Genomic DNA, 17,023 nt, shown 5'->3' with positions numbered 1-17,023 from the left:
TCCCGGTCGGTGGAAGCGTTCCACCGCCATCATGAGCACGGTCGCGGCCCGGCGTCGAGAGGGTTCCCCAATGCGTGGGAACGCTCCCACTCTACGGGCGAAGGGGTGGGGCAGGACGGGAGGATGTGTGGTTCGTCCCCTTCCGGCCAGGGGGATGGGTCGGAATGGGAAGATGTGCGGCTCGCCCCTACCCGTCAGGGCAGGGGTCGGAACGGGAGGATGCGCGGCTCGCCCCTCCCTGCCAGGGCGGTGGGTCAGAACGGGAAGACGTGCAGCTCGCCGCTCCCGGTCAGGGCGGTGATCCGCCGAGGGGCGGCCGGGTCACGTCGCACCTCGACGATCGCGTGTCCGGTGCCGGTCCGCACGTCGTAGCCCTCCCGGTACTCCTCCCCGTCCGGCACCCTCACCCTCACGTCGCCGGTCGTCTTCACCACGGCGCTGACGTCGCCGGGCGGGACCGTGAACCCCAGGTCGACGTCTCCCGTACCGGTCTCGACGTCGGCCTCCGTGGACCCGAGGTCGATGCCGATCACGTCCCCCGTTCGCGCCCATACCCGCAGCGCGCCCTTCGTGCCGTCCACGATCACGTCGCCCACGGTGGTGGAGAGGCGCAGGTCGCCCTCGATACCGCTCGCCATGACGGTCCCGACGCGGCGGGACGTCACCTCGACGTCGGTGGCGGCGGGTACGCGCAGGATGTAGTCGGCCTGGCAGGCGGGGCCACCGGGACGGTCGCCGCCGGGGCAGCGGACGTCGAGCCTGAGCGTCCGCCCGTCCCACTCCTCGGTGACCACGGGCCGGTCCTCGGTCCAGAAGAGCATCCGCTCCAGGTCCAGGCGCTTCACCGCTCCGGGTACGACCGAGATGTTGACGTGACTCGCGCTCTCCACGACGATTCCCGGCGTGGTGAGCGCCCAGGACCGCATCGTGGTCTCGGTGGTCCGGCGGGGCGCCGTGATCTCGGCCCACGCCCCTATGGTGGTGAAGGCGACGGCGAGCGCGGTGAGCGCACCGCCCGCGACCAGCCAGGCGATCCGCACGTTGTTTCTTATCGGCATGCTTTCAAACCCTCAGGAATCGCAGGACGGCGAGTACCCGGCGGTGGTCCTTGTCGGCGCCGGAGAGATCGAGCTTGGTGAAGATGTTGTTGATGTGCTTGCCGACCGCGCTCTCCGAGACCACCAGGGCCTCGGCGATCCCGGTGTTGGAGCGGCCCTCCGCGATCAGCGAGAGCACCTCGTGCTCCCTGCGGGTGAGCCGGTCCAGCGGGTCGCTGTGCCTGCGCAGCAGCAGCTGGGCAACCACCTCGGGATCGAGGGCGGTGCCTCCGGCGGCGACCCGGCGCAGGGCGTCGAGGAACTCCTCGACGTCGGCCACCCGGTCCTTGAGCAGGTAGCCGACCCCGCTGGTCGCGGTGGACAGCAGCTGGGTGGCGTAGCGCTCCTCGACGTACTGGGAGAGCACGAGGATCGCGAGCGTCGGCCGCTGGCGGCGCAGGACGAGCGCCGCGCGCAGGCCCTCGTCGGTGTGCGAGGGCGGCATCCGCACGTCGGTGACGACGAGGTCGGGGACGTGCTCGTCCACGGCGCGCAGCAGTCCTTCGGCGTCGGACACCGCGGCCACGACCTCGATGCCCGCCGAGCCGAGCAGGCGGACGAGCCCCTCTCTCAGCAGCACCGAGTCCTCGGCGAGCACTACGCGCACGGCAGCTCCACTCTGATCGTCGTCGGCCCGCCGAGCGGGCTGTCGACGTACAGGATGCCGTCCACGGAGCCGACCCGACGGGCCAGGCCGCGCAGGCCGGTCCCGGCGTCGGGGTCCGCGCCGCCGTGGCCGTCGTCGCCGACGGCGACGTGGAGGCGGTCACCGACGCGGTCGACGACGACCTCGGCGCAGGACGCCCCCGCGTGCTTCGCGATGTTGGTGAGCGACTCGGACACGACGAAGAACGCCACCGCCTCGACCGTGGGAGAGACCCGTTCGGCGATGTCGACGCTCAGCCGTACGGGGAACGGCGCCCGCACCGCGAGGCCGGACAGCGCCGCGTCCAGGCCCTGGTCGTTGAGTACGGCCGGGTGCAGCCCCCGGACGAAGTCGCGCAGCTCCTTGAGGGCCTGCTTCGCCTCCTCGTGCGCCTGCACGATCACCTCGCGCGCGGGTTCCGGCAGGTCGGTGAGGGTGGCGCGGGCCATGCCCAGGTTCATCGCGAGCGAGACCAGCCGCTGCTGGGTGCCGTCGTGCAGATCCCGCTCGATGCGGCGGCGCTCGGCGTCCGCGGCGTCGACCACCTCGGCCCGGCTTTCCCGCAACGTCTCGACCCGCTGGACCAGCCGGTCGCTCAGACTGGGCCCGAGCAGGGACTCGGCGGCGATCACGTCCAGCATCGCGAACCCGCGGGCCACCCACGGCGCCGCGACGAACAGGGTCCCGGAGACGAGGACGAACCCCACGCTCCGCCAGCTCTCCTCCATCGCCCAGTACCGCACGGCGAGCGCGGCGGTGACCAGGCCGCCCGCCCACGCCCCGACGACGGAGAAGGCGCCGATGCCGCTGATCAGCGGGGCGAGCAGGTGGTATCCGAGCCGACGCCAGGTGCTCAGTGTCCTGGCCTCCTGGAGCAGCCGCCTGAACGGGTTCATGCTCAGGGGGCGGCGCGCGACCGGGAGGATGTCGACGTCGAGGAAGGCGGCGAACCGGGACCGCTGCACCCGGGTGAGCAGCCGGACGACCACGAAGGACAGCAGCAGCGCGACCACGGGGACCACCACGGTCCACACCAGCAGCACCGCCGCCGCCACCAGCGCCAGGATCACCCACGCGCCCAGCAGGGCGATCGGCGTCCCCACCACCAGGTGCGCGGTGCGGAGCCAGGTCCGTGCGGACCAGTGGGTGCTGATCCTCTCCCAGGGGGTGGTCATCTCGATGGCGGTCATGCGACCACGGTAGAGATCGAGACGGCCGGGACACAGGGGCGAGGTATCCCAGAAAAAGGTAGGGCAAACCCCACCTTTCTGAGGTGGCCCCTCAGCGGTTCGCCTGGCGGTTCCCACCGATGGGATCTTCTCGGCGGTTCCCGCCCCGGTGTCTCGGGCGGACCCCGTCCGCCTTCGCATCCAGCCGCCCCGGAGACACCCGCCCTCGACGACCTCTCCTGACATCGCACGGTTTCGCAGATAACCCCAATGGGGGTAGCGATGGGTTATAAATAGAGGCGACCCGAACACGGCCCATCGAAGGGACCGCGCCTTGAAGCGTGTGCTGCTGCTGGCGACCGGCGATGTCATCGCCTACTCCTACGCCCCCGGCCGCCCGGGGTTCGCGTCCGGGGCCGACCTCCTGCGGGCACTCCCGTCCGGCGCGATCACCGCGGACGTCGTGGCCGAGGACGTGATGGCGGAGCCCAGCTGGGACATGTCGACCTCGACCATGCTGGACCTGGCCCGCAGGGCACGCTCGGCCATCCTGGACCGCGGGTTCGACGGCGTCGTGATCACTCACGGCACCGACACGCTGGAGGAGACCGCCTATCTCGCGGACCTGCTCGCGGGCCGGGCGGCGGAGCGCGGAGCCATCGTGCTGACCGGAGCCGTACGCTCCCTGGACGAGCTGTCCCCGGACGGCCCGCGCAACCTCGCCTCCTCCGTCACGGCCGCCGCCGACGGGGCGCTGCGCGGTGCCGGCGCCGTCGTGTGCGTCAACGACGAGATCCACGCGGCCCGCTGGGTCACCAAGGTCGACGCCACGAGCGTCGCGGCGTTCTCGTCGGCCCCCTTCCCCGTACTGGGCCGGGTGGTCGGCGGCCGGGTCGAGACGCTGTCGGCCCCGCCGCCCCGGCCGCCCGCGTTCGTGGGGGACCCCGCGTCGGACGTCGCCCTGATCAAGACCTATCCGGGGATCGGACCCGCGTCGCTCACCGCCGTCGTGGACGCGGGGGCCCGGGGTGTCGTGCTGGAGGGGACCGGCCTGGGCAACGTACCGGTCGAGCTCTTCACGACGATCACCGAGCTGACGGAGTGGGGGATCCCGGTGGTCGTCGCGTCGAGGTGCCGTACCCACGCGGCCCCGCTCGGCGAGCTGCACCTGGCCGAAGGGCTCGCCGCTCGTGTCGGGGCGATCGGGGCACGCGGTCTGGCGCCCTCGAAGGCGCGGTACGCGCTGATGGTCGCCCTCGGGGCCGGCGGGATCGACGCCGTACGCGACTGGTTCGGCAGGCTCTGACGCTCCGTGAGGGGATATACGAGTAGGTAAAAAACACGAAAAAGGGGAGTATCACCCGACTTTGCGGGCACGTCGGTGGATGCGAAGTCCGTGATCCGGTGAAGGGCTGGGGAGGCCTTCACCGGATCACCCCCTCTCCCCGCGCCGCGGGGAATGATCAGACGGGGATCGAGACCCCGAGGCCGCCGCGGGTCTCGGCGCCGTACCGCTCCTTCTCCCTCGCGATGTCGAGAGGCTTGATGCGGGAACGCCCCTTCAGCGTCTCCTCGGTGAGAAGGTCGGCGGGGACGAGCCAGGAGACCTCGAACTCCAGCCCGTCGGGGTCCTTGGCGTACAGGGCCTTGGTGGTGGAGTGGTCGGAGGCGCCGACGAGGGCGTCGAGCTCGCCGAGTTTGAGGGCGATCCGCTCCAGTTCGGCGAGGGTGTCGACCTCCCAGGCGAGGTGATAGAGGCCGACGGCAGAGCGCCCGGCCCCCGAGGGACCCGCCTGCGCGCCGACCTCGAAGAGACCGAGGTCGTGGTCGTTGCTGGATCCCGAGGCCTGAAGGAACGCGGCGCCCGGCATGCCCATGACCGTCCTGAAGCCGAGCGCCTCCTGGTAGAAGGCGACGCTGCGCTCCACATCGCGGACGAAGAGAACGGCGTGGTTGAGTCGCTGGACCGGCATGGTTCCTCCCAAAAACTTGAACTCTCAAGTACATTACCCCCGTTTCATTGAGAGTTCAAGTAAGATGGCCCCGTGACGCGATGGCTGGACGACGACGAGCAGCGCACCTGGCGCGCCTACATGGCCGCCTCGCAGCTCGTCCTGGAGGAGCTGGACCGGCAGCTGCAGCGAGACTCGGGCATGCCACACGCCTACTACGCCGTGCTGGTGAAGCTCTCCGAGGCACCCGAGCGAATGATGCGGATGAGCGAGCTGGCGGCGGAGGTCAACTCCTCCCAGAGCCGCCTGTCCCACGCGGTGAAACGGCTGGAGGAACGCGGCTGGGTGCGGCGCGAGCCGTGCGACGCCGACAAGCGCGTGAGCTGGGCGATCCTCACTGACGAGGGCCTCGCCGCCCTCACCGCCGCCGCCCCGGGGCACGTCGAGGTCGTACGCCAGATCCTCTTCGACCGCCTGACCGCCGACCAGCTCCGCCAACTACGAGAGATCTGCACCGCGATCCTCCCCACCCAGGACCCCTCGTAGCCGAATACGGCAGGTGGGGGCGGGGCTTTGCTTGGGCATTGCGGTTAGCAGGTATGCCGGGGGGGTCGTTGGCATGGGGCGGGAACGGGTGCTGCCAGCGCAGACAACGGGCGGCGGGCGCGGCATCGTAGGGGGTGAAAGCAGCTCACCGGACCGGAAAAACCGACGATGAACGTCAATCCGGAAGCGGTGGCTCCCGAAGACTCTCCCGCGAGAGTCAAGGATCGAGGTAACGGCCATGTGTCAGCACCAGCCTCAGTGCCCACCCGCGAACGCTCCTGACCGCGACGCGGCCCGCCTGGTGGCCTTCCACCCCGAGCAGGGGTGGGGACTCCTCTGCAACGGTGTGGTGCTGTTCGAGGACAACGGCGAGCTTCTGCCCGATGGACGCAGCATCCCCGCTCACCGGGGTTCCTATGCCCAGGCGGCCTGAGCTCATGCGCCAGGGCTCCGCGACCAAGCAGACGGCACCCGGCCGGCCGGTCTCTCCGGCCCGACCGGGAAACGCCTGTCCCCCGGGATGGCGGCGCCTCCTGCGCGGACTCGGCGAGCCGGTGATCCGAGCCGCCCGCGCGGCGCGCGTCCGACGAGCCTCCTGGACGCTGTCGCCCGCCATCTCCTCGACGCCCCTGGCGCGGCGGCTCGTCCGAACCCAGCTCGGCGACTGGGGATGCGCGGGGGAAGGCGACGTCGCGGAACTGCTCGTCAGCGAGCTGATCACCAACGCGGTGCTCCACGGGCGGGGAGCACCGGTCGTCACCCTCTCCTGCCGGGAGGGCACGCTGCGCTGCGAGGTCGAGGACGAAGATCCATCCCTCCCTCAGGTGTGCGAGGAATCCGACGAGGGAGAGAACGGCCGTGGGCTGTTCCTCGTCGACGCGCTGTCCAGGTCCTGGGGCACCGGCCGCACGCGCACGAGAAAGTACGGAAAGGCCGTTTGGTTCGAGCTGCCCGCCCATCCGGCGCGTCAGGCTTCCTGACCGTCCATCCGCGACGAGACGATCGTGTAATGCTCCTTCTCCGGTTCACCGACTTCAGAATGTGTTCTGACTTGCGATGGCAGGGTGAGCAGTAACGCCGACGCCGTCACCTTCTCAGACCTGTCCCAAGGTCCTGAAAAAGATCCTTCTGCTGTTGGAGAACCCCGAGGCCGGTTACCCACTGGGTGGGGAGCTCACCGGATTTCGCAAGCTTGTCGTCGGCCGGAACACCTGGCGGATCGTCTATCGGATCACCGATGACAAGGCGGTCGAGATCTGTGAGATCTGGGCGGTCGGCGAGAGGGCCGACGCGGAGGTCTACGCCGAGGCCAAGGCACGAGTCCGGGCGGCCGGCGGTTCGCGTCCCGATGTCGTCCGCCTCGGTGAGGTCATCGACCGCCTCGGAACTCTGACCGATCACATTCACATCGGCGAGGTGCCTGCACGGGAGCCGGTTCCTGACTGGCTCGCCAATCGGTTGATCTGCACAGTCGGCATGGCCCGCGAGGAGGTGGCGGGCGGCACTCGACCTGGAGGAAGCCGTCGATCTCTGGACGGAGTTTCGCTCGGGGTCACGTTAGCCCGTAATCGCCGTTCACGGGTTGGAACCATGCAAGGCGAAAGCCATTCGGCGCCGGGTTACTGCGAGATCGGCGGCACCAACGTCAAGCCAGGTGACCCGTCCGAGTGGGCCGCCTGCCAGACGGGCCTGGTCCCCGCTCGCCCTTCGCGGAGACCGTCCTTGGGGTACATGAATATCGATTCCGGCACGTGGCCACTAGGACTTGCGTAAGCTGCAAGCTATGTTTCAGTTCATGAAACAGCCGCCGCCTGTCCTGCTTCCCCTGCTGCGTTCTCCCTTTCAGGGGGAACTCCTGGCCTGGCTCTTTCTCCATCCCGACGAGGAGTACGCGCAGGTTGAGCTAGCCAGGAGATTCAGCGTCTCGGCCTCGACCGTGACGCGCGAAGTTGACCGTCTCGCCGCGGCGGGCCTGGTTGCCGAGCGGAGATTCGGCAATCTGCGGATGATCCGCGCGGACACCGACACGGTCGTGGCTCGACCGCTGACCGAGTTGCTCGCTCTGACGTACGGGCCGGTGGCCGTGCTCGGTGAACACCTGTCCGAGGTCGCCGCCGTCGAGGAGGCGTACATCTACGGCTCCTGGGCCGCACGCTACTCGGGAGAGCCGGGGCGGGTGCCGAACGATGTGGATGTCCTGGTTGTCGGTGCTGTTGATGAAGACGATCTCTATGACGCCGCCAGGGCCGCGGAACGGCGACTCGGCAGGGAGGTGAACATGCGCCGGCTGAGCCGCGATGTCTGGGAGTCCTCAGGCGGCGATCCCTTCCTGGAAACGGTCAGGTCCCGGCCACTCGTACGACTCAAGATTGAAAAGAGGGATGTTCGGTGAGATGGGAACAAGGGCGCGCCACTCTTGAGGGCATGCTGGGCCGCGGCGAGATCGAAAAAGTCATGGCGAGTCGTCCACAGGCCGAGGAGTTGCTCGCTCAGGCCGGGAAACACCTGGCGACTGCTCGTCTCGCGATGGAGTCGGATCCGATTGGCGCATACCAGTTGCTCTACGACGCGGCCCGTAAGGCGTTGTGCGCGGTGCTGGAGAATCAAGGGCTTCGAGCCAGCAGCCGGGGCGGGCATATCGCGGTATACGAGGCGGTCAGTGCGCAGCTCGACCCACCGCTGGGCCGGAGCCTTCGCCCCTTTGACCGGATGCGTCGACGGCGGAATGAGGCAGAATATCCGCGTCTGGGGTCACCTCAATTCGACGCCGACGATGTTCGGGCCGACATGGCCAAGGTCGAGGCGATCATGGAGATCTCGGCGAAAGTGATTGATCAGATGCAGCCTTTCTGACGATGGTTTGGCTGCCCCCTCGGAGGAAGTGCCGCCACAGGCTGTACCTCGGCGGACTGGTCACTGCGGGAACGCTGGCACCAGTGTCAAGCTAGTGGCGTGTCACTGAACCTTGCTGGGCTATTTGATCTCGGCGGGTGAGCAGGCCAGCCTGGTCCCGGAGTAGTTCTGGGAGGTGGTCATGGCGCGTAAACCCGAGGTGTTCGTCCGTGCGCTGACGATGGAGGAGGGACGGCGCCTGCAAAGGATCACCCGCTCGGCCAAGGATCCGGTGAAGCTGCGGCGGGCGATCGTGGTGCTGATGTCCGCGCAAGGGCAGTCGGCTTCGGCGATCACGTCGTTGATGCAGGTCAGTGACGACTATGTGCGCCAGGTGGTGCACGCGTTCAACGAGCGGGGGTTCGAGGCGTTGGACCCAAAATGGAGCGGGGGTCGTCCGCGGAGGATCAGTGAGTGGGTGCGCGAGCGCATCTGCCTGATCGCCCGGACGACCCCCGCCGAGTGGGGCCTCACCGGCTTTTCCACCTGGAGCCTGTCCAAGCTCGCCGCCCACCTGGTCGAGCTGCGGCTGGTGACCTCGATCAGCCGCTGGCACCTGGCGCGGATCCTCAAGGCCGGCAAGGTGTCATGGCAGACCACCACGACGTGGAAGAGCAGCAACGACACCGGCTTCATCGCCAAGATGCAGCGCATCTTGGCCCTGTACGACGCCCCGCCACAGGGCGGGCGGGTGTTGTGCGTGGATGAGTTCGGCCCCTTGAACCTGCAGCCCCGCAAGGGCAAGGCCTGGCGGCAGGGCAAGAACCCCCGCCGTCTGCGGGCCACCTACAACCGCTACAGCGGGGTCATGCACCTGCTCGGCGCCCTGGACCTGGCCACCGGGAAGCTCTACTACCGGATCCGTGAACGCAAACGGTGGCGTGAGTTCCTGTCGTTCATCAAGTCCCTGCGCGGGCGCTGGCCCGCAGGCACCCTCTACCTGATCGTGGACAACTACTCGCCGCACAAGCATCCCCAGGTCAAAGCCTGGGCCGCCGCCAACGACGTCGAGCTGGTGTTCCTTCCGACCTATGCCTCCTGGCTGAACTGGATCGAGTCCGAATTCGCCGCACTGCGCTATTTCGCCCTCAACGGCACCGACCACCGCAGCCACCCCGAGCAGAACGCCGCCATCGCTGCCTACATCCGCTGGCACAACCGGCACGCCCAGCCCAAGGTCAGCTTCGCGGCCAGCTCCCCGATCCGCTCATGGACCAGTTATCCCGCCAAGGTTGCGTGACACGCCACTAGGTGACCCATCCGAGTGGGCCGCCTGCCAGGCGGGTCTGGCTCCCACCGAGAAGTAGGGTTCGACTGCTCGATCCATCGATGGGTGAACTTCCCAGTTATTTGCTACTTCGAGTAGTAAACTGGTCGCATGAGTGTGCCTGAGCGGGAGTTCGCCCCGGGGGATGGTCCGGCGGCCAAGGTCAGTGTCTCCTTGCGTGCGGGGAACATCCGGGCGGTCAGGGAACGCGTCGGAGCGCGCGGGTTCTCCGCCTACGTCGATGCCGCGGTTGAACGTCAGATCGAGCGGGACCTCCTGGAGGAGGCGCTTCAGGCGAACGAGGCCGTCTCCGGGCCGATTCCGCAGAGATTGCGTGATGAGGCGGCGGAGCTGTTTCGCAGCGTGAAGTCCGCACCCGAGCTTCAGGAAGAGGGCGGATGGCGCACGCACGAAGCAAGCTGAGCGCGGGCACCGTGGTTCTCGACTGCGAAGGCCTGGTCAGGTGGTGCGAGGCCGATCAGAGGGTGACCGCGATCGTCCGGGGAGCCCAGGACAACGACTTCCGAGTCGTGGTCAGCGCGATGACGCCGATCGAGGCTCAGGACGTCCGCGTGAAAAGTGATCGCCTCAAATGGCATCTGTCCCGGCTGAAGGTCGAGCCGGTGACCGAGGACATCTGTGGGCGGGCGATCGAGCTTCTGCGCGATGCCCGGCTACATGGTCACAAGTACGCCATCGATGCCGTGGTCGCTGCCACCGCCCTGCGTGCGGTCAGACCAGTGATCGTTCTCACCTCTGACAAGGACGACATGGACCGGCTCTGCGGGAAAACCGTCAAGGTTGTCGGAGTCTGAGGCCTATGGGTCACGTGGCAATGAACATCGGGCGGCACCAACGTCAAGCTGGGTGACCCATCCGAGTGGGGCGCTTGCCAGACGGGTCTGGCTCCTACCGAAAAGTAACTCTCCGGGTTCTGTTTGTACGGCTCGCGCCCGGTTCCTGGGCGCGAGCTCGCCGGCATCCTTTCGTCGATCCGGAGAGTCGACGAAGCCGACCGCTTCAGGCGACGGGACCTGAACGCATCGCTTCGGGGCAAGTGTGCTGGTAGATCGGTGCTTTCCAGCTGGGTTGGCGTAGACTCCGGCTATGACCGCTGCTCCTGAAGAGTACGAGGACATGCATCGGCTGGTCGATCGACTGACACCGGACCAGCTCCATGAGGTGCGCGCGCACACCCTGCGTCTCGTCCACTCCGGTGAGGGTGAGTCGGGTCAGGAGTGGCCTCCTTCCTGGTTCGGATCGGTGACCACCGAGCGGGACGACATCGCCGAACACGCTGAGGATCTCCTGCGCCAGGGGTATGGTCACGAAGTGTGATCGTTGTTGACACCGGCCCCATCGTTGCGGCTGCCATCCGAAATGACCGCAGGCACGATGTCTGTGTAGAGGTGTTCAACCGATTCCGCAGAGAACGACGCGAACTCCTCGTTCCGGCCTTCGTGGCAGGTGAGGTCTCCTACATGCTCGGCAAGATCGGCGGAGCCAAGGTGGAGGCCGGATCCCTGCGCTCGCTGAGATCCGGAATCTTCGACCTGGTCGATCTCACAGACGATGATCTCAACCGCATCGCCGACTTGGTGGAGCGCTATTCAGACCTTCCTCTCGGATCGGCGGACGCCTCGGTGGTCGCCGTCGCCGAGCGTCTTCGCATCACCGAGGTGTTCACCCTGGACACCAGGGACTTCTCCGTAGTGCGGCCCGCGCATGTCGTCACCTTCACCCTGGTACCCGGCTGACCGCTTCATGCCATCGGCTACATCGCGTTGGCAGGCACCAACGTCAAGCTAGGTGACCCGTCCGAGTGGGCCGCCTGCCAGACGGGCCTGGTCCCGACCGAGGAGTAGCTCCACAGCTCTCGCTGTACGGCTCGCGCTCAACTCTGAGCGCGAGCCGTATGCTGTCGGTGTCGCTTGCGTTTATTTCGTTTGTTGCGGATACTGCGAGAAGGAGGTGCGGCGATGACAGATGTGCAGGCCAAGCGAGTGCAACCCGGAAGCATCGATGCTGAGATGGCCGGCCGTGCCGTGCGCCGCATCAAGGACTACCTCATGCGATCTCACGAGCAGCCAGTCATCCGTGTCGTCGGCGAACATGGTGCGGAGGACCCGCTGATCTTGCCTCGGGAAGCCGTGAGTCTGCTCGCCTTCATTCTCGCCCAGGCGGCCGAAGGGCGGGGAGTGACAGTCATCCCCTCTCACGCCGAGCTGACGACACAGCAGGCGGCGGACATGCTGAATGTCTCACGTCCCTACCTGATCAAGCTACTGGAGGAGGGGGAGATCCCCTTCCGCCTGGTTGGTAAGCACAGGCGCGTCACATGCGAAGACCTTCAGGAGTACAAGCGCCGCGATGACGCCAGGCGTCGTACGGCTGCCGATCAACTTGCCGCGCTAGGCCAGGAGCTAGGCATCTGAGCATGAGCTTTGTGGTGGTCTATGACGCGAATGTGCTCTATGGCAACACGCTTCGCGACCTGCTCATCCGCCTGGCCATGACAGGACGGCTCCAGGCCAGTGGACCAGCAGGATTCTCGACGAAATGCAGCGCAACCTTGCCGCCAATCGTCCAGACATTCCGGAGGAGAAGCTGGGCAAGCTTCGCCTGCTCATGAACTCCGCAGTCCGAGACTGCCTGGTCGAGGGGTACGAACCCCTTGTCGAAGGGCTGAAGCTACCCGACCCGGATGACCGGCATGTGCTTGCTGCGGCGATCAAAGTAGGAGCACAGGTCATCGTCACGTCAAATCTCAGGGACTTTCCTTCGGAACACTTGGCGCCCTGGGAGATCGAGGCCAAGTCTCCCGATGACTTCGTGCTGGACCAGATCGAGTTCGATGGACGAGTGATCTGGGCCTGTATTCAGCAGATCGCGGACTCGCGGGTGAACCCGCCGGAGGCCGTGGACGATGTGCTCGACGCTTTGGAGAAAGCAGGCCTGGTCGAGTCGGTCGCCGCCCTCCGAGCCGGTTAGCGGGTCGTCGAGGCTGAGGTGACAGTGAGAATGGTTTGCTGCCTGAAGCGAACCGCTACCCCCGGCAAGACCTGGTCAGGTGCCGAACGGCTATTGCGGCGCCGGTGGCACCGGCGTGAGCTACCCCGTCGGCCTGACCTCCGTGGACAGGACTTCACGGAACTCGCCGACGGCCGGGCGGTCCTGCTGATCGAGCGGGATGGCGCGCAGCAGCATTCGCCCGGTCTCGATGATGTGGTTGCTGCGGTAGGCGACAGGAAGAGGGTCCATCACCGTCGCTGCTCGGCGGACCCCCTCGTCGATCGCGCCCTGGACGACCGTGCAGAGCGCCTCGTGCAGAGCGATGTTGGTCCGGTACTGGTAGTCGCCGGTCAACCTGAGCACGTTCTCCCGGGCTGTGCCCGCCCTGGCCTCGTCGCCCGCACCGGCATGGACCCAGCTCTGCGTGAAGTAGATCTGGTCTTCCTTCCAGAAGCCGAGCGAATCCCCGCAGGCTCCCTTCTCCGTCAGCTCGACAAGGGCATCCAACGTCTCACACGCCTCGGCATGTTTGCCGAGCAGAGAGAGGGCCTTCGCCCGGGTGGTCAGCAAGCTGACGGAAGGGCCGCCGGCGATCTGTTCCGCGTTGTTGACAAGGCGCATGACCGTCTCAGGGGCGCGCTGCCCATAGAGCCCGTGCCCCGCCTCGCCAGAGCGGACCATGAGGCACACCTCCCGGTCCCCAGAGGCGTCGGCTGCGCTTCGTCCGGTACGCCACCAACGGACAGCGGCCCCATGGTCGCCCAGGCGGGTCAGCGCGTTGGCGTGAATGCTGGACAGCACGGCCAGGGTCCGCTGCAACTCGGTCACCTCGGCGGGAGATGACACCTCCATCTGCCGCCGTACCGTGAGCAGGTCGATGATGAGATCGGCCGCCACCTGTGCGGGCGGCCTGGTGCGGAGCGCGTGCAGGTGGTCGGCGGCGGATATCTCCCATTCCTCGCCGCTTCGGAAACCATGGTCGAGGGACAGTTCGAGGAGTTGGCGAACCGGCTCACCGGAGACGCCAAATATCCCAATTCCGGCACTGGCTGCGGCAATCTGCAAAAGCCTTCGACGTTCCATGTCGTCTCCATCTGGCGCCTTCCGGATGAAAATACCCTCGGATGGCATCACCAATTCATCGGCATTCGGTGGATTTGCGAACAACTCCCTCTCGGGAACCTCGAAGATCTGAGCGAGCAGCGCAGGATAAGGCTCGTTCGGCCGATGCTTACCGGCTTCCCAGGCGCGGACCATGCGGGTCAACGATTCTTGAGTCGGCAGGTGTTCCCTGGTACGGCCACCGGCGGCGTCGATCAACCGCCGAGCCATGTCCTTCAAGGACCATTCACGCGACTGCCGCTCTTCGCGCAATCGAACGGCCCACACAGGAAGATCGTTCATGTGCGCACCTCAAAGGCACAGGGGATGAGGGGGGGATATCCCCCCTCATCCAAAGTATCCTCTGTTGCTGAGTGGTCACGGAGCGTTTTCATGGAGCCCCCATGAAAAGGCGGAGCCCGCCCATGGCATCGCGCGCCAGGACGGGCTCCTTGATCAGGAAATGAGTCCTGACCTGTGAACAACTCCAATGCTCCGGTTCTCGATCGGACTGCGGCAAGCGACTGCTCCTGCTTCGCCGACGTGCCGCCGCTGCCGATGGGCTGCGCCGAGTGCGGACATGCCCCCTACGCCCACGGCTGCCCCGGCCGGGCCAGCGATCACGAGTACGCGCAGCCGACCGGTGCGCTGATGGCGATGCGCCTGGAGGCGCGCCGCACCGGCACGCGACCCTTCCCTCTCGTCGAGCGGCCCGTCACCACGGCGCCCGCCGAGGTCATCCCCCTGGTGCCCGCGCCTCGCCACTCCACCTCACCCGCCTCCATCCCGGACGCTCCCGCCGCGCCCGCGCCACCGCCCATGCGGACACCACACCCCACCCCCCGCCCAACCGCGCGGCCCGCTGCCGCACCACCCCGCCGCGACGACGCCCGTGTCGCCCGGCGTCCCGCACCCCGGCCGGTCGAGTCCAGACAGGACCGCGCGACCCGCCTCGCGCTCGCCCGCGACCCCCTCGCCCGCCGCCGAGCCCGCATCGCGGCCCGCGCCCACGAGCACAGCACTCCACCCCCGACCGTGAGCCAACCGCCCACCCGGCCGCCGCTCACCCTGCTGCTGGACCCTCCCGACCACCAACACCAAACCTCCTGGCCCAACCCCGCCCTCACTTCCGGCCAAGTCCGCTACTTCCCAGACGCCCTCGCACCCAGCCCTCACGAGCCCAGTTGTCATGAGCGCCGACAGCAGGTCGCGGCATGAACACCACCCTGCAGCAGGGTGACCCCATGAGCAGGCGCGGCGGCGCGGCTCCTTCCCACATCCCCGCCGCCGCGCCACCACCCACCGGGCAATCACCCCGCAACCACGCCGCAGCACGCGCCAACGACCTCGCCACGATCCTCAACGAGGTGTACGGCATCCGCGCCGACATCCACCACCTGCGCTCCGGCAACGCCATCGCCTCCGTCTTCCTCGGCCTGCTCGCCTACAGCGACGGCGAGAGATTCTGGTGGACCAGCCCCGTACTCGACCGATCCGGCGACCACCTGCTCAGCGCCGCCTCAGATCCGGCCACAGCCGCCGAACGCCTCGCCGCGCACTACCGGATCCTGCGCGCCCGCCCCGCCGCCAGCCTCCTGGAGAGCGAACTACCACTACTCACCGACACGACCCCGGCAGAGCATGTTGTCCCGCGCTGACGCCGACGCCACCCGCGCCGCCCGGCAAGTACAGGATCACGCACCCACCTGGTGCGTCATCTGGAGCCTGCGCTTTCGCCGGTTCGAAGCCTGGGAATGCACCGACCCGGCCCAGTGCCGCACCGTCCACGCCAGCAGCGCCGCCGAACTGTGGGACCGGATGCAGCAGATTGACCTCGACCTGTGGCGTACCCGGCCCCGAGGTGACCGGATCGAGCCGACCACGGCTCCATGAACGGCGCGGCGGCACGGCGACCAGCCTCTGCCGTCGCGCTCCCCACCCCTGCGGGCGGTGACGCACAACCTGGGACCGCCCGCAGGGTCGGACGCGACCAGGCGACCCATCAGAACGCGGATGGTCTTTCTCAACGAGGGGAGACGAGGGAAACGCGGGGAAGGGGGGAGGGGGAGAAAAGTGCTCAACCGCGGGGTGCGCGGGAGTCGGGGTCAGGGGCGGGGGTGGCGAGGTGGATCCAGGGGTCGGCGATGACCCGGTGGATGACCTGGCCCGCGGCGCCCAGGGTGGCGGCGTCGCCGCCGAGGCGGGAGACGGTCAGCTCGGGGACGGCGCGGCGCATCACGCCCAGTCGCGAGGTCATCGTCTCGTGCGTGGTGCCTCGGATCCACGGGAACAGCGGGGCGAACACCCCGCCCAGCACGATGGTCCCCGGGTCCATCAGGTGCACGGCGGAGGTGAGGGCGACGCCGAGCGCCTGGCCGGCGCGTTCGCAGGCCTCCAGCGAGGCGGGCTCGCCCGCTCGGAGGCGCTCCAGCAGGGTGGTCACCCCGTCGGGGACCCCGGCGAGTCCGGCGGCCCTCAGCAGCGCGTCCTGTCCGGCGTACTGCTCCAGGCATCCCCGGCCGCCGCAGCGGCAGGCCGGGCCTTCGGGGGAGACGACCACGTGGCCGAGTTCCCCGGCGAGGCCGCGGGCGCCGCGGAACAGGGTCCCGCCGACCACCAGGCCCGCGCCGATGCCGATCTCCCCCGACACGTGCAGGAAGTCGCCGGGTACGGAGCCGAACCAGCGCTCGCCCAGGGCGGCGAGGTTGGCCTCGTTGTCCAGCGTGACGGGGAAGTTCAGCAGTTCGGAGACGCGGACGTCGTGCCAGCCGAGGTTGGGGGCCGTGTGGACGAGCCCGTCTTCCACAGGGCCGGGGACCGCGAGGGTCGATCCGGCGATGGTGAGGCCCTCCGCGCGAGCTTCGTCCACAGCCCTGTGGGCAAGTTGTTCCAGGTGGGACAGGGTTTCCACAGGCGAGGCGCTGCGGTTGTCCACAGCCTGTGTATATCTGAGCCGCACCGCGAGGGTGAGATCGACCACACAGGCGGACAGATAGTCGACGTTGATCTCCAGGCCGAGCGCGGCGACCCGCTGCCCGCTGAGCGCGACGGCCGTGCCGGGCCGTCCCCGCTCGCCGTCCCTGAGCGCGCCGGACTCGGCGACCATGCCCGCCTCGATCAGGTCGCCGACCATCTTCGACACCGTGGTCTTGGTCAGTCCGGTGATCTCGGCCAGCGCGGCCCGGCTGATCGGACCGCTCCTGCTTACCTCGCCGAGAACCACGCCAAGGTTGCGGGCGCGCATCGAATTGTGGCGTACAGCCTGTGTCATTGAGCTTCCACCTCTTGACGATCCCACCACACCGATCCATATTAAGTCCATAAAGTGGATTAAATCGGAG

23 protein-coding genes are annotated in these 17,023 nt (G+C 67.8%); 17 read left to right on the top strand and 6 right to left on the bottom strand.

From position 1 onward, the window contains the following. Nucleotides 1–254: 254 nt before the first annotated feature. Genes ACIBH4_RS30560 through ACIBH4_RS30550 form a run of 3 tightly spaced genes read right to left on the bottom strand, consistent with a single transcriptional unit; the run spans nt 255 to nt 2,933 of the window. Complete coding sequence (locus ACIBH4_RS30560) at nt 255–1,058, bottom strand: hypothetical protein (protein ID WP_362768538.1); 804 nt, start codon at nt 1,056–1,058, stop codon at nt 255–257. A gap of 4 nt (nt 1,059–1,062) precedes the next feature. Further along, complete coding sequence (locus tag ACIBH4_RS30555; protein ID WP_362519929.1) at nt 1,063–1,704, bottom strand: response regulator transcription factor; 642 nt, start codon at nt 1,702–1,704, stop codon at nt 1,063–1,065. Further along, nucleotides 1,695–2,933 (bottom strand): histidine kinase, encoded by a 1,239-nt coding sequence (locus tag ACIBH4_RS30550; protein ID WP_362519932.1) that lies wholly within the window; start codon nt 2,931–2,933, stop codon nt 1,695–1,697. The genes ACIBH4_RS30555 and ACIBH4_RS30550 overlap by 10 nt, the downstream gene beginning before the upstream one ends. A gap of 322 nt (nt 2,934–3,255) precedes the next feature. On the opposite strand from ACIBH4_RS30550, the gene ACIBH4_RS30545 reads away from it, so the two are divergent. Continuing rightward, the gene (locus tag ACIBH4_RS30545) at nt 3,256–4,218 is read left to right on the top strand and encodes an asparaginase (protein WP_362520002.1); all 963 of its coding nucleotides are present in this window, start codon (nt 3,256–3,258) and stop codon (nt 4,216–4,218) included. 157 nt (nt 4,219–4,375) lie between these two features. Here the strand turns inward: ACIBH4_RS30545 and ACIBH4_RS30540 are convergent, their stop codons facing one another. Next, nucleotides 4,376–4,885 (bottom strand): VOC family protein, encoded by a 510-nt coding sequence (locus tag ACIBH4_RS30540; RefSeq protein ID WP_362519935.1) that lies wholly within the window; start codon nt 4,883–4,885, stop codon nt 4,376–4,378. 72 nt (nt 4,886–4,957) lie between these two features. Between ACIBH4_RS30540 and ACIBH4_RS30535 the strand changes: the two genes are divergently transcribed. The 13 genes from ACIBH4_RS30535 (at nt 4,958) to ACIBH4_RS30475 (ending at nt 12,560) form a co-directional block, all read left to right on the top strand. Further along, the gene (locus tag ACIBH4_RS30535; RefSeq protein WP_362768541.1) at nt 4,958–5,410 is read left to right on the top strand and encodes a MarR family transcriptional regulator; all 453 of its coding nucleotides are present in this window, start codon (nt 4,958–4,960) and stop codon (nt 5,408–5,410) included. Nucleotides 5,411–5,648: 238 nt separating this feature from the next. Next, nucleotides 5,649–5,843, top strand: coding sequence for a DUF5999 family protein (locus tag ACIBH4_RS30530; protein ID WP_362519941.1), 195 nt, complete (start codon nt 5,649–5,651; stop codon nt 5,841–5,843). After that, nucleotides 5,827–6,390 (top strand): ATP-binding protein, encoded by a 564-nt coding sequence (locus ACIBH4_RS30525; RefSeq protein WP_362768544.1) that lies wholly within the window; start codon nt 5,827–5,829, stop codon nt 6,388–6,390. Before ACIBH4_RS30530 ends, ACIBH4_RS30525 begins: the two co-directional genes overlap by 17 nt. A 154-nt stretch (nt 6,391–6,544) precedes the next feature. Beyond that, nucleotides 6,545–7,183, top strand: a complete 639-nt coding sequence (locus ACIBH4_RS30520) for a hypothetical protein (protein ID WP_362768547.1) — start codon at nt 6,545–6,547, stop codon at nt 7,181–7,183. Further along, nucleotides 7,176–7,802, top strand: a complete 627-nt coding sequence (locus ACIBH4_RS30515) for a winged helix-turn-helix domain-containing protein (RefSeq protein WP_362519953.1) — start codon at nt 7,176–7,178, stop codon at nt 7,800–7,802. Before ACIBH4_RS30520 ends, ACIBH4_RS30515 begins: the two co-directional genes overlap by 8 nt. A 32-nt stretch (nt 7,803–7,834) precedes the next feature. After that, complete coding sequence (locus ACIBH4_RS30510; RefSeq protein WP_362768552.1) at nt 7,835–8,263, top strand: HEPN domain-containing protein; 429 nt, start codon at nt 7,835–7,837, stop codon at nt 8,261–8,263. A 181-nt stretch (nt 8,264–8,444) separates the two neighbouring features. Beyond that, nucleotides 8,445–9,542, top strand: a complete 1,098-nt coding sequence (locus ACIBH4_RS30505) for an IS630 family transposase (protein WP_399173269.1) — start codon at nt 8,445–8,447, stop codon at nt 9,540–9,542. A 138-nt stretch (nt 9,543–9,680) separates the two neighbouring features. After that, nucleotides 9,681–9,992, top strand: a complete 312-nt coding sequence (locus tag ACIBH4_RS30500; RefSeq protein ID WP_362519959.1) for a hypothetical protein — start codon at nt 9,681–9,683, stop codon at nt 9,990–9,992. A gap of 62 nt (nt 9,993–10,054) precedes the next feature. Next, entirely contained in the window at nt 10,055–10,384 is a 330-nt protein-coding gene (locus ACIBH4_RS30495; protein ID WP_362519962.1) for a PIN domain-containing protein, read from the top strand. Nucleotides 10,385–10,676: 292 nt separating this feature from the next. Then, on the top strand, nt 10,677–10,907 hold the full coding sequence (locus ACIBH4_RS30490) for a hypothetical protein (RefSeq protein WP_362519965.1): 231 nt from the start codon (nt 10,677–10,679) through the stop codon (nt 10,905–10,907). Then, a complete protein-coding gene (locus ACIBH4_RS30485; RefSeq protein ID WP_362519969.1) occupies nt 10,904–11,326 on the top strand; it encodes a PIN domain-containing protein in 423 nt (140 codons plus the stop codon). The genes ACIBH4_RS30490 and ACIBH4_RS30485 overlap by 4 nt, the downstream gene beginning before the upstream one ends. 222 nt (nt 11,327–11,548) lie before the next feature. After that, nucleotides 11,549–12,004, top strand: a complete 456-nt coding sequence (locus ACIBH4_RS30480; RefSeq protein ID WP_362519972.1) for an excisionase family DNA-binding protein — start codon at nt 11,549–11,551, stop codon at nt 12,002–12,004. Nucleotides 12,005–12,128: 124 nt separating this feature from the next. Beyond that, nucleotides 12,129–12,560 carry a PIN domain-containing protein gene (locus ACIBH4_RS30475; RefSeq protein WP_362519975.1) on the top strand — a complete coding sequence of 144 codons (432 nt, stop codon included), beginning with the start codon at nt 12,129–12,131 and terminating at the stop codon, nt 12,558–12,560. A 120-nt stretch (nt 12,561–12,680) separates the two neighbouring features. On the opposite strand, the gene ACIBH4_RS30470 is transcribed toward ACIBH4_RS30475, so the two are convergent. Continuing rightward, nucleotides 12,681–13,985 (bottom strand): helix-turn-helix transcriptional regulator, encoded by a 1,305-nt coding sequence (locus ACIBH4_RS30470; protein ID WP_362770087.1) that lies wholly within the window; start codon nt 13,983–13,985, stop codon nt 12,681–12,683. 174 nt (nt 13,986–14,159) lie between these two features. On the opposite strand from ACIBH4_RS30470, the gene ACIBH4_RS30465 reads away from it, so the two are divergent. From ACIBH4_RS30465 to ACIBH4_RS30455, 3 genes are read left to right on the top strand one after another with little or no spacing between them, the layout of a single operon-like run. Next, entirely contained in the window at nt 14,160–14,900 is a 741-nt protein-coding gene (locus ACIBH4_RS30465; protein WP_362770086.1) for a hypothetical protein, read from the top strand. Then, nucleotides 14,897–15,340, top strand: a complete 444-nt coding sequence (locus tag ACIBH4_RS30460) for a hypothetical protein (protein ID WP_362770084.1) — start codon at nt 14,897–14,899, stop codon at nt 15,338–15,340. Before ACIBH4_RS30465 ends, ACIBH4_RS30460 begins: the two co-directional genes overlap by 4 nt. Next, complete coding sequence (locus tag ACIBH4_RS30455; protein WP_362770082.1) at nt 15,324–15,575, top strand: hypothetical protein; 252 nt, start codon at nt 15,324–15,326, stop codon at nt 15,573–15,575. Before ACIBH4_RS30460 ends, ACIBH4_RS30455 begins: the two co-directional genes overlap by 17 nt. Before the next feature lie 184 nt (nt 15,576–15,759). On the opposite strand, the gene ACIBH4_RS30450 is transcribed toward ACIBH4_RS30455, so the two are convergent. Then, the gene (locus ACIBH4_RS30450) at nt 15,760–16,953 is read right to left on the bottom strand and encodes an ROK family transcriptional regulator (protein WP_362518467.1); all 1,194 of its coding nucleotides are present in this window, start codon (nt 16,951–16,953) and stop codon (nt 15,760–15,762) included. Nucleotides 16,954–17,023: the final 70 nt, after the last annotated feature.

Source organism: Streptosporangium sp. NPDC050284 (assembly GCF_044459525.1).
Classification (GTDB): domain Bacteria; phylum Actinomycetota; class Actinomycetes; order Streptosporangiales; family Streptosporangiaceae; genus Streptosporangium.
The sequence above is the reverse complement of the archived record's forward strand: the minus strand, read 5'-3'. Positions and strand labels throughout refer to the sequence as shown.

Coding starts and splice junctions, on each gene's coding strand:
- ACIBH4_RS30560 (WP_362768538.1), bottom strand. CDS start 1,058: ATGCCGATAAGAAACAACGTGCGGATCGCCTGGCTGGTCGCGGGCGGT.
- ACIBH4_RS30550 (WP_362519932.1), bottom strand. CDS start 2,933: ATGACCGCCATCGAGATGACCACCCCCTGGGAGAGGATCAGCACCCAC.
- ACIBH4_RS30540 (WP_362519935.1), bottom strand. CDS start 4,885: ATGCCGGTCCAGCGACTCAACCACGCCGTTCTCTTCGTCCGCGATGTG.
- ACIBH4_RS30530 (WP_362519941.1), top strand. CDS start 5,649: ATGTGTCAGCACCAGCCTCAGTGCCCACCCGCGAACGCTCCTGACCGC.
- ACIBH4_RS30525 (WP_362768544.1), top strand. CDS start 5,827: ATGCCCAGGCGGCCTGAGCTCATGCGCCAGGGCTCCGCGACCAAGCAG.
- ACIBH4_RS30510 (WP_362768552.1), top strand. CDS start 7,835: ATGCTGGGCCGCGGCGAGATCGAAAAAGTCATGGCGAGTCGTCCACAG.
- ACIBH4_RS30505 (WP_399173269.1), top strand. CDS start 8,445: ATGGCGCGTAAACCCGAGGTGTTCGTCCGTGCGCTGACGATGGAGGAG.
- ACIBH4_RS30500 (WP_362519959.1), top strand. CDS start 9,681: ATGAGTGTGCCTGAGCGGGAGTTCGCCCCGGGGGATGGTCCGGCGGCC.
- ACIBH4_RS30490 (WP_362519965.1), top strand. CDS start 10,677: ATGACCGCTGCTCCTGAAGAGTACGAGGACATGCATCGGCTGGTCGAT.
- ACIBH4_RS30480 (WP_362519972.1), top strand. CDS start 11,549: ATGACAGATGTGCAGGCCAAGCGAGTGCAACCCGGAAGCATCGATGCT.
- ACIBH4_RS30475 (WP_362519975.1), top strand. CDS start 12,129: ATGCAGCGCAACCTTGCCGCCAATCGTCCAGACATTCCGGAGGAGAAG.
- ACIBH4_RS30470 (WP_362770087.1), bottom strand. CDS start 13,985: ATGAACGATCTTCCTGTGTGGGCCGTTCGATTGCGCGAAGAGCGGCAG.
- ACIBH4_RS30460 (WP_362770084.1), top strand. CDS start 14,897: ATGAACACCACCCTGCAGCAGGGTGACCCCATGAGCAGGCGCGGCGGC.
- ACIBH4_RS30455 (WP_362770082.1), top strand. CDS start 15,324: ATGTTGTCCCGCGCTGACGCCGACGCCACCCGCGCCGCCCGGCAAGTA.
- ACIBH4_RS30450 (WP_362518467.1), bottom strand. CDS start 16,953: ATGACACAGGCTGTACGCCACAATTCGATGCGCGCCCGCAACCTTGGC.